Raw genomic sequence first — 4614 nt, 5'->3', positions numbered from 1 at the left:
CTGGAATTGGGTGTTGTGGTAACCTCAATTATCTACAGAATTTAAGGGGGTGGCAATTTTTTTGCTTATAAAGCCCTCTAATATAGGATTTAATAACCTATTTTTATATAAAGTTTTGACAATACGAATGATGAAGGGGAGATGTAAGTATGAAAAATCAGATTGATAGAACTCAAGAAGGGGAAGAAATTGATCTTACCCAAGAAGGGGAAGAAATAGAACCAATTATTATCGCAACACCCACGAATGAAGAAAAGGAAAAAGTAAGTGAAAAAATACAAAAGCTTATCAGGAAAGTTACTAAAGAAAGACCCAAAAAAGAAATTAAAGAGAAGAAAAATAAAGTGTTATCTTATACACCTGATGTTTTACCTTTTATTGATATTGACGACTTCGGGAATATTGAGTGTAAATATGGCTATCTTTACATTTATCAAATAGAAAGTGTAGACATAAGCACGTTGAATGAAATCGACGCGGAGAGAATCATATTATCACGAACAAAGTTTTTTAGATCTTATACGGATGATATTAAAGAAGTCATGTTAAATTTTCCTGTCAATACAGAACCACAACAACAATACATTAAGCTAAAAATGAGCAAAACAACCAATCGTAGCCATCTAAAACATCTAAAAAGAAAGCTTTTTCAGTTAGAGTATCTAGAAAAGAATCGTGTTAACAGGGAGTGCTATCTGTTTATTTATGGAAGTGACTTAGAAGTTCTAGAGAATAATAAGCAATCGGCAAGGCGGTTATTTAAAACATCTGCTCCTTTGATTGAAGTTCCAAATTATAAAAAAGTAAGTATACTCTATAAGCTTAATAATCCAAACTCAAAGATAATATAGAAGGGGGATTTAATTTGAAATTTAAAATTCCATTAAGAAAAAAAGAGAAAGAAAATGAAGTAGAAAGAGTGAAAAGAAAGAAAGGGTATAATCCAGAATTTTTGGCTTCTATTCAACCACAAGGAGGTATCTCATTTCCTGAATTATTTGTGAAAAAGGGGGATGGTTTTGAAACGATCATTCATGTGTATGGATACCCTACTCAAGTTGATAAATTTTGGTTGCATGGAGTAGCCAATATGCAAGACACTATTGTGACAATAGATTATGCAACAGAGCCTAAATCAGTTGCCATTTCTACACTGAATAACAGCATAACAGAACAATATAACCGAATGTACACCGACAAAGAATCGTCAAGTCAATTGGAAGCAGTATCAGATCTTGATTCTCTTCGAAGAATGTTTGACCAGATAAGTAGGAATGGCGAAGTTATTAAGATGGTACATGTGCGTATTTACGTACATGCTCGTACAACTGTAGAACTTGAAAGAAAAGTGAAAGATGTTTTAGAAGACTTGGAGGGGCAAAGCTTTCAAGGAGCGGTCTTTCTTAATGAAACAGAATATGAGTGGAAGAGTTTGTTTTTGCCTTATAAAGAACAGCAAGAACTATTAAATAAAAGAGAGGGAAAGCATATGTCAGCACTTACATGCGGGGCAGCTTTCCCTTTTAATTTTTCTGAGTTGCGAGATCCTAACGGAACATATTACGGTACAACATTTACAGGGGGATCTGTTATTTTTGATTACTTCCATAAAGACAAACGCCGAAGATATTACAACGGTGCGATAGTAGGTACAATGGGCGCTGGTAAGTCCACGTTATTGAAAAAAATCATGCTTGATAATGTTGTAAGAGGGAATAAGATAAGGGGATTTGATGTTACTGGGGAGTTTGAGGAACTGGTAGCAGATTTAGATGGAAAACTGATTTCGATGGATGGGACACAAGGTATTCTAAATCCTTTACAGGTTCTTAGAACCGATGAATCGGAAGAACAATCATTCATGATACATCTATCAAAATTGAGTAAATTTTATCGCTTTCTTGCTCCATCAGCTAGTGATGAAATCATCAACGAGTTTGAAAAAGTATTGAGAGGACTTTATGAGGTAAAAGGACTTATAGGAAAGATGGAGTCGGGAGGAATCACTAACCTATCTCCTGCTGAATATCCAATTTTTACAGATCTTTTAAATCATATCAGAAACGAATTATATAGTGATTATGATTTAAAGAAAATCAGAACAGAGTTAAGCAATGGACGAGTAGCACGACTGGAATCAATTGAATTAACAATTGAGAATTTAGTTGTAAACTACGGATCTCTGTTTGATGGACACTCAAGCATTGAGAACTTAAACTCTGAGCAAATTGTTTTTTACAGTTTGCGGAATCTAACCTCGCTGAAAAAAGAAGTTTTTAATGCACAAATGTTTAACTTACTTATGTTGAATTGGGATAACATGCTACAAAATGGAAAGCCACAAAAGGAAGCATATGAAAATGGACAATTATGCTTTGAAGATGTTATCCGGTTTTTAGTTATCATTGATGAATCTCATCGCTTTATAAACACAGAGAATTTACTTGCTGTACGTGAGTTAACATCTTACTCACGTGAAGCACGTAAGTATTTTGGGGGACTTTTATTTGCCAGTCAATCTATTCGAGACTATGTTCCAGATGGTTCTTCTGATGAAGCTGTAGCTGAGATAAAGAAACTATTCGAATTAACTCAGTATAAGTTTATAATGCAACAGGACTCGAACGCTTTAGAAACAATGCGAAAGATATTCGAAGGTCAGCTAAGTGAAAGCGAATTGGAAGCTATTCCATTTTTAGAACAAGGGGAAACTGTACTAGCTATTAATAGCTTTAGAAATATCATGTTCCATGTTGACGCAGATGAGGAAGAGTTAAAGTTATTTAAAGGTGGTGCGTAATGTGCTACTTAAACTCAGACTCTATATATGGGGGGCGATTTTAGTAATCGTCGCCCTTTTTGTTTTGTGTCTAATTGTTATAGGTGCTTACACATCAGCTATATCACAAAGTAGTGTACAGCAAGATTATAGCAATGAATGTGGAGAGCTTAATGGTGTTACAGAGAATGTCATGAGTTACGCTCCTTTAGTGTTGAAAGAGTTAGATAATCAAGGTTTATCGACCGAATATACCAACTGCCTACTTGCTCAAATGATGCAAGAAAGTGGAGGAAACCCACCAGATGTTTTTCAAGCTTCGGAAAGTAAATACGGATACATAGGAGGTATTAAAACTGTAGAGGAAAGTATTGAACAAGGTGTAAAGCGTTGGGTAGAAATAAAAAAAGAAATAGATGGGTACGAAAATTTAACTTTTAATGTGGATTTACTTTTGCAAACGTATAACTTTGGTAGTAATTATGCTAGGTGGTTATCCAAACTTGGTAGTAATCACACCGAAGAATTAGCTTATGAATACTCGGTATACATGGCAAAAAGATTAAATCAACCCAATTTATATAGATGTCACTCAGTACATCAAAATGGTGAAGCTTGTTATGGAGATTTTCAATATGTAGCTCATGTAAGGCGTTACTTAGTTAATGATGGTTCTATCATATCACCAGATAACCCTCAGTCGGGTTACTTTCAAGTTCCGTATCCAAACTTACATTTTAGAGTCACATCTGATTTTAAAATGAGGTGGGGGCGCATGCACCAAGGTATTGATTTAGTGGCATATCATAACGCGCCTGTTAGTGCGTCCGCTGATGGGGAAATAGTGGACTCAAGATATAGTGACAGTTACGGTAACTTAGTCACGATTAAACATGATAATGGATTATATACAAGATACGCCCACCTTGAAAATCGTTATGCTAAGGTCGGTAATAAAGTAAAACAAGGACAAGTAATAGGAACACAAGGGAACACTGGAAGGTCTTATGGATCTCATCTGCATTTCGAAATTCGCAAGGCAAATGATTATAATGCAAACAGCGCAATTAATCCAAGAAACTATTTAGAACTTCCGAAGGAAGGACAATAAGAAGGGAGTAATAGGATGTTAACGACTAGAGGAAGGAATATTTTTTATTTTATTATTGCAGGGTTAATTCTAATAGGGTTAGTTATTTTTTTTGGATCTAAGTTTGTTTTAGGTGATGATAGTCCCGTTCTACAGAGTGATTTTAATGTGGAATATAATGAATTAGACAATACTTATATCACGTTAAGACGTTGGGAATACAATCCCAAAAAAGACCTTATGGAGATTGAAATAAGTACAAGAAGTGTTTCGAATTTTGCGTTTGCGCCCGAATTAAAATTCTCAGCAAAGACAAGAAAAGATCCTGATGTTGAACTAAGTGTTAAAAAAGTTTTTCAATTGGATGGCGTTTATGTAGTACAGGTGCAACATGTACCAGAGGATTTTGAGGTAGTTGCTTTGGTTATCGAGGAAGAGGAAAGGCATTTCCATGATCATGATGAAGATGAACACGATCATGATCATGGAAACGAATTTATAAACAAACCTGTACTAAGTTTATATGGCGACTATCGAAAATTACAACACAATATTGAGCTTACAAGTAAGTCAGAAGTGGAGTATATTGAAGAACAAATTAACTTTGAAATTGAGCAATTGCTCTATAGCCCCTAAATGAACTTGGACAGTAAGAGTAATAAATATTATACTACTTATTGTACCAAGGAGGCTGACATCATGAAACGAACAAGACACTCAAAAGGTTTCAAATTACAAGTCGTAA

Annotated in this window: 4 protein-coding genes; all 4 read left to right on the top strand. The window is 34.9% G+C overall.

Annotated elements, in window-relative coordinates; genetic code table 11:
* The first annotated feature begins 149 nt into the window (after positions 1-149).
* The 4 genes from E2L07_RS20080 to E2L07_RS20065 are packed head-to-tail and all read left to right on the top strand — an operon-like array spanning position 150 to position 4505.
* On the top strand, positions 150-851 hold the full coding sequence (locus E2L07_RS20080) for a hypothetical protein (protein WP_134230483.1): 702 nt from the start codon (positions 150-152) through the stop codon (positions 849-851).
* Between the two features lie 14 nt (positions 852-865).
* Positions 866-2800 (top strand): VirB4 family type IV secretion system protein, encoded by a 1935-nt coding sequence (locus tag E2L07_RS20075; RefSeq protein WP_243855023.1) that lies wholly within the window; start codon positions 866-868, stop codon positions 2798-2800.
* Between the two features lies 1 nt (position 2801).
* On the top strand, positions 2802-3890 hold the full coding sequence (locus E2L07_RS20070) for a lysozyme family protein (RefSeq protein WP_134230482.1): 1089 nt from the start codon (positions 2802-2804) through the stop codon (positions 3888-3890).
* Between the two features lie 15 nt (positions 3891-3905).
* On the top strand, positions 3906-4505 hold the full coding sequence (locus E2L07_RS20065) for a hypothetical protein (RefSeq protein ID WP_134230481.1): 600 nt from the start codon (positions 3906-3908) through the stop codon (positions 4503-4505).
* Positions 4506-4614 lie beyond the last annotated feature (109 nt).

Origin of the sequence: Halalkalibacterium halodurans, assembly GCF_004376175.1 — a bacterium.
In the GTDB taxonomy this organism is placed as follows: Bacteria; Bacillota; Bacilli; order Bacillales; family Bacillaceae_D; genus Halalkalibacterium; species Halalkalibacterium halodurans.
This window is presented reverse-complemented; position numbering and strand designations above follow the sequence as displayed.